This is a genomic window from Hominiventricola aquisgranensis (assembly GCF_040096225.1).
Lineage (GTDB): Bacteria > Bacillota > Clostridia > Lachnospirales > Lachnospiraceae > Hominiventricola > Hominiventricola aquisgranensis.
In genome coordinates this window covers 1-5,892 of the sequence record NZ_JBBMFC010000061.1, presented here as the reverse complement: position 1 = coordinate 5,892, position 5,892 = coordinate 1, and the positions used below count along the sequence as shown (strand labels likewise).

Sequence of the window (5,892 nt, the reverse complement as noted above, 5' to 3'; positions counted from 1 at the left end):
TCTGACATCATTATATCAGAAAAGCGGTTCTAACAATAGCAAAACCCCGCAAAAGCGGGGCTTTGTCTACAGTCTGAGAACCGCACAATACAGTGCGGTTCTCCTGCTTATGAATTCTGCTTATTTTATACTGTTGGTTACAGCCTCAAAATTCTCAGTTCCATATTCTTCTGCGATTACCGGCCATACTGCTTCACGTACTACATCTGCAAAATTCTGCAGCTGCTCTTCTGTATATTCTACAACTACGCAGCCACTGTCTGCCAGTTTCTGCTCATACTCTGCGGTCTCCTGTTCTGCAACTTCCCAACGCTTTTCGGTCATATGTTTTGCTGCAGTCTGAAGTGCCTCTCTCTGTTTGTCGCTCAGACTGTTCCACTTGTCAGTATTGATATACATCCACCAGCACTCAAAGTGATCGTTGATCGGGAGATAGTATTTATTAAGTCCGGATAAGTTGCCATAGTACATCTCAGCGCCTGCACCGATCGCACCATCTACAACACCGGTCTGAACTGCTGTGAACATCTCAGAGGACGGAAGCGGAGTTGCCAGATATCCAAGTGTGGTTGCTGTTTTCTCAAATGTTGTCATGGACGGAACACGGATCTTGATACCAGACTTTGCATTCGGGTTCGTCGGATCGATCGCATCTGTATTCAGACTGATTCCACCAAAGTACAGCGGATAGTTTGCCAGATAAGTCAGGTTGTAATCTGCAAGTTTTTCTGTATACAGTTTTACCATTTCACTGTCTTCAGCGAAGAGCTTTCTTGCCTCATCCCAGGTTGCACACAGATATGCTGCATTGGACATTGCAAAAAACTTATCCATATTGGAACCAAGAGAAGCGATCTGCATATCTACGTCACCAATGCTGACTCTCTCCTGAACAGTCGTATACTCACCCAGCTGGCTTGCCGGATAGATATCGAACTGGATCGTACCATCAGAGAGTTCGGTTGCTTCATCAGCAAATGCGCGGATCGCAATATCTGCGGATGAATCTACCGGTCTGATATGCGCCAGTGATAATGTAACTGTCTTCTCCTCACCAGAACCTGATGCTCCATCTGAAGATCCCGCTGTATCAGCGCCTCCTCCGCAGGCAACCAATGACATTGATGTCACCATAGCCAGAACTAATGCCAATACTTTTTTCATGTTTCATCCTCCTTCAATCTGTTATATGATAAATTATAGAGCTTCTATAATCGATCAACTTATTACTCACCGGTAATGTTGAAATCCGTTCCCATTCCTTTGGCAATCATACGCTGGTAAGCAATCTCTGCTGCTGCCACATCCATTGCACCTGTTCCAATCGGAATACAGAGAATCTTTTTCTCCGATACATCACCCAGATCATACATATCTGCAGCCAGTTCTCCAATCGTCGTTGTTATGCTTTCCGCCGTGATCTTTCCTGCATCTGCCAGACTCTTCATAGCTCCTCTGTGCAGTGCCTGTCCCACATGGTCAACAACGATTGCATCTGACTGTAAGATCACTTCATCCTCTATCTCCTTATAGGATCCCATCGGGAATACTACCGTTCCCGGTCTTATCCATTCTGCCTTCAGGAAGCTGTCCTTTGCCTGTGTCACTGTTATGATCGCATCCACATCTTCCGGCACCTGTTCAGGAGCATCACAGACAATGATCTCTCCCTTCACGACATCCTTCATATCCTGTTGGAACTTCTCTGCTGCCGGAGTATATACATCATATACATACAGTTTATCAATGTCAAACACTTCTGCAATAGCAGCTGTCTGCGTATGTCCCTGCATACCAGCACCATACAATCCAACATTGAGGCTTTTCCGTCCTTTGTAAATATGTTTCAGTGCAACTGCCGTCTGTGCTCCTGTCCGAAGATTGGTTATATAAGCACCATCCATCACTGCTTTAAATGTACCAAGTCTTGGATTGGCCAGAAGGATCATTCCACTGATAAATGGAAGACCTGCTTTTTTTCTTTCACCCAGAATACCGCCGACCCATTTGATGCCGGCCACATCCTGATAGCCAATATATGCAGGCATTGCATTAAAAAATCCATCGTATGGAGGGTATGGTGCGTTTTCTCCCAGATCCAGGGTAACCTTGGTCGGGTTGATCACGACACCTTCGGCAAGTCCTTTAAATGTACGATCCACAGATTCTACAACATCTTTCATGTTGATCACGCTTTTTAACTCATCAATCGTAAACACTTTTGTCATTGCTAAATACCTCCTTATATTTTACACGTATCCAAAAAGACGCGGCAGGAACATAGACAGTTCTGGCCAGAATGTTGTCAGGAATACAACTGGAACATAACCAAAGATCAAAAGCTTCATGGTCGGTCCGAAAATATCCTTGAACTCACAGTTTCCAATACGCATTCCAAGGTAAAGAATACTTGCATACGGCGGGGTTACACCACCCATTGCAAGGTTTACACCCATGATTGCTGCGAAATGCACCGGAGAGACTCCCAGCTCTTTTACCAGAGGAAGAAGCAGTGGGGCACACAGCAGCATACCAGTAGAATCGTTCACGATCATTCCAACTACGAACAGGAACAGATTCAGAATAATAAGGATGACCGTTTTATTTCTGGTAAGACCGAAGATGATCTGAATCAATGCCTGCGGTACCTGCAGCATGGTCAGGGTCTGGCTGAGCATCAGACAGAAGATGATCATAACCATGATCGCACCTACTGAGTTGATGGAATCAAACAGCATCTTCTTGATATCTTTCATCTTCATTGCCTTATAGACCCAAAGACCGATCGGAACACTGTAGATCGCTGCAACTGCAGCTGCCTCAGTCGGTGTGAATACGCCTCCGTAAATACCTCCCAGAATAATGATCGGCATCATAATAGCCGGGATTGCTGACCATGTACGTTTTCCGGTCATCTCGATCTTTTCTTTCATGGTCATCGGCGGAAGCAGTGTCAGGTCAAACTTTCTGCACTCCACCAGATTGATAATAGAGAACAGGATCGTAACCAGGATTCCAGGGCCAACTGTAGAGAGGAAGCATGCCAGGATCGATGTCTCTGTGATCCATCCATAGATGATCATGATCGCACTTGGAGGAATCAGAAGTCCCAATACAGAAGATACTGTTACCAGTGCGGTGGCAAATCCTCTCGGATATCCCTGTTCTTCCATACGCGGAATCATGATTGGTCCTGTTGCTGCCACACCGGTAAATCCAGATCCGGAAATTGCTCCGATGATTGCACAGGTAACAATACTTACAATACCAAGACCTCCTTTGATCCGTCCAATAAACGCATCACACAGGTCAAGCAGTCTCTTTGCAACACCACTGCCTCCCATAAAGGTTCCAGCGATGATGAAAAGCGGACTTGCAAGAAGAACCGTACCTATGGACTGGGAATATCCCCACAGCATCATACTTTTCATAGATACATTGCCCGCCAGAGCCATAAACATCAGTGCACCGCCGAAGCAATAAGGCAGCGGAACACTCAGCATCAGAAGAACAATCAAAAGAATAACATCAATACCTACAATCGCCAGTGTACTCATCAGCTTTTCACCTCCTCGTTTGTTCCTTTCTTGCAGATCCGGACTGCATCCTTCACATTGTCAATCAACTCTATAATTCCGAAGAATAACATGAACACCAGTCCGATAAACATGGAGCTCTCTCCAAAGAACATCGGAATATGCAAGATATCACTGGTCTTCCAGAGCTTTAATGAATATGCAAAGAACCAATATGCCCATCCGGTCAGCCAGGCACATACGATCATGGAGAACAGGTTGTTCGCACATTTGAAAATTGCCATGGTCTTTTCTTTTTTGATATACAATGTCAGGATCGCACAGTTAATGTGACTTCTCTGTTCTGATGCAACAGATCCACCCATCATATACAGCCAGATGATAAAGAATGTCATCAGCTCCTCAATTCCCATCAACGGCATTTTTAATATGTACCGGAGAATAACCTGATATGTGATGAGCAACGGTAATATGATCGCACATGCATAGCAGATAAATCTCTGTATTGTAACAATCCCTCTGTAAATGTTTTTCCAAACTTTATTTTGGATGTGGTCATAGTATTCCATATGAAACCTCCCTTCAAGTCAGATACCAATGCAGCCGGTCTATTCTTTACCTTCGTTTTTCTTATAAAGTGCCTTACAAAGAGCCAGGTCTGATCCTGCCATTCCATGCTGTGCAAAATCACCCATAAAGTTCAATGTATCATCTGCATCACTTCCTACGATTCCCTGATCTGCCGGAGTCATCACATCATCCTTTGCCATCATAGCACATTCAATTGCAATACCGATTGCAGATGAAAGCTTCAATGCACAGGCAAGACGAGCACCGTCACATACAACACCGAAGATGTTTACGACTGTATTATTGATTGCTCTGTCAATGCATGCCAGATCGCCGCCAAGTAACATGGAAGCACCTGCTGCAACACCCTGAGATGCAGCTGTTACGCATGCACACATGGAGGATACACGTCCGATTCTGTTCTTCACACAGATTGTCATCAGGAAGCTCATTGCCAGAGCACGCAGCAGCTGCTCTTCACTGGCATTCAGGTCTTCTGCCATACTGATCAGCGGAAGAGACGCTGTCAGACCTACATTTCCACTGGTCGCACAACTCATAACCGGCAGAGAGAATCCTTCCATACGCGCCTCTGCTCCAGCTGAAGTCAGGGCTTTTGCTTTACGGATCATGTTATTGTCTGCCCGTTTCATCATGGATACTGCAAATCCTGCACCCTTTGCTGTTCCATCAAAAATGGTCTGAGCAATAGTCTTATTCATCGTAACTGCTTCTTTCAGGAATGCGATCTCTTCCAGAGGAATTCCTGTTGCAAACTCATAGAAGTCTTTGACTCCATAATGTGCCATCGCATCATGTGTCTCATTCATAGAAGCTCGACGATCATAAGGTTTATCAACCTGTACTACACCATTCGCCTCTCTGTACACCAGACCTGTGTGCGTCTTTACAACTACAGCTCTTCCAACACCTTTGTCTGTTGTAACCGTACAATCCATAAACAATCCAAGGATGTCAGTCTCCAGATCCACATCAATTATTACATTTCCAGATTTTGCAAATTCCAGTGCCCGTTTCTCGTCTTCAGGTGTTACATTATGAAGAACTTCCAGCCCTGCAGCCGCATCTCCTGCCAGTGCGCCAAGAGCTGCTGCCATTTTCAGGCCAACTACAGTTGTTCCCGGAATACCGACATCACTGTTCTTAGTTCCGATGTGACGGTCAACTTTCACTTCAACTTTGATAGGAGTTCCTCCTACTGCTGTTGCGGCTTCTGCAGCTACATAAGAGACAGCTGTCGGCCCTGTACATCCCAGTGCCGGGACAACTTCCTTTTTCAAAATCTCATGCAGCTCACGCCATTTTTCGTTCATGCTCTTACCTCCTTTGGTTGTTCATGTTAGTTGGTATAATACCCCACTTTTCCTAGCTTGTAAATAGGAAATATATGATTTTGCAAATAAAATTGAATTTTATAAATTCATTGCTTTATTTGTCTATTTGTATGATAAATATATTTATTGAAAATGTCAATATTATTATGTTAATTGTCTCATAATTATTCTTTTATTTTTTTGTTGTTAAGCGTTTTGAAATGATTTTTTTTTGCAAAACCAGTATTGATTCTAATATTTTTTGTAAATCCGCCTGTTTTTTGCATTTTTTATCGCATTAAAGTCTATTTGTATTATATTAACACAAAACTGTTTTCAGAAACAAATAAATGCGTTATAATACAAATACCATAAACTTTAATTTACGAATGGAGGAATCTTTATGATGATCAAGCATTGTGATGGAAACGGAAGAATGAGCAAAGCAGTGA

Annotated in this window: 5 protein-coding genes; all 5 read right to left on the bottom strand. The window is 43.7% G+C overall.

Features of this window, described 5'->3' with window-relative positions:
- Positions 1–120 precede the first annotated feature (120 nt).
- Positions 121–1,164 (bottom strand): TRAP transporter substrate-binding protein DctP, encoded by a 1,044-nt coding sequence (gene dctP, locus WMO62_RS15640; protein ID WP_349145259.1) that lies wholly within the window; start codon positions 1,162–1,164, stop codon positions 121–123.
- A 62-nt stretch (positions 1,165–1,226) separates the two neighbouring features.
- The gene (locus WMO62_RS15635; protein WP_118512027.1) at positions 1,227–2,228 is read right to left on the bottom strand and encodes an ornithine cyclodeaminase family protein; all 1,002 of its coding nucleotides are present in this window, start codon (positions 2,226–2,228) and stop codon (positions 1,227–1,229) included.
- Positions 2,229–2,249: 21 nt separating this feature from the next.
- Positions 2,250–3,557, bottom strand: coding sequence for a TRAP transporter large permease (locus WMO62_RS15630; protein ID WP_349145258.1), 1,308 nt, complete (start codon positions 3,555–3,557; stop codon positions 2,250–2,252).
- Positions 3,557–4,105: a TRAP transporter small permease gene (locus tag WMO62_RS15625; RefSeq protein ID WP_349145257.1), complete on the bottom strand. Its 549-nt coding sequence runs from the start codon at positions 4,103–4,105 to the stop codon at positions 3,557–3,559. Before WMO62_RS15625 ends, WMO62_RS15630 begins: the two co-directional genes overlap by 1 nt.
- 39 nt (positions 4,106–4,144) lie before the next feature.
- Positions 4,145–5,440, bottom strand: a complete 1,296-nt coding sequence (locus tag WMO62_RS15620; RefSeq protein ID WP_349145256.1) for an L-cysteine desulfidase family protein — start codon at positions 5,438–5,440, stop codon at positions 4,145–4,147.
- Between the last annotated feature and the right edge of the window lie 452 nt (positions 5,441–5,892).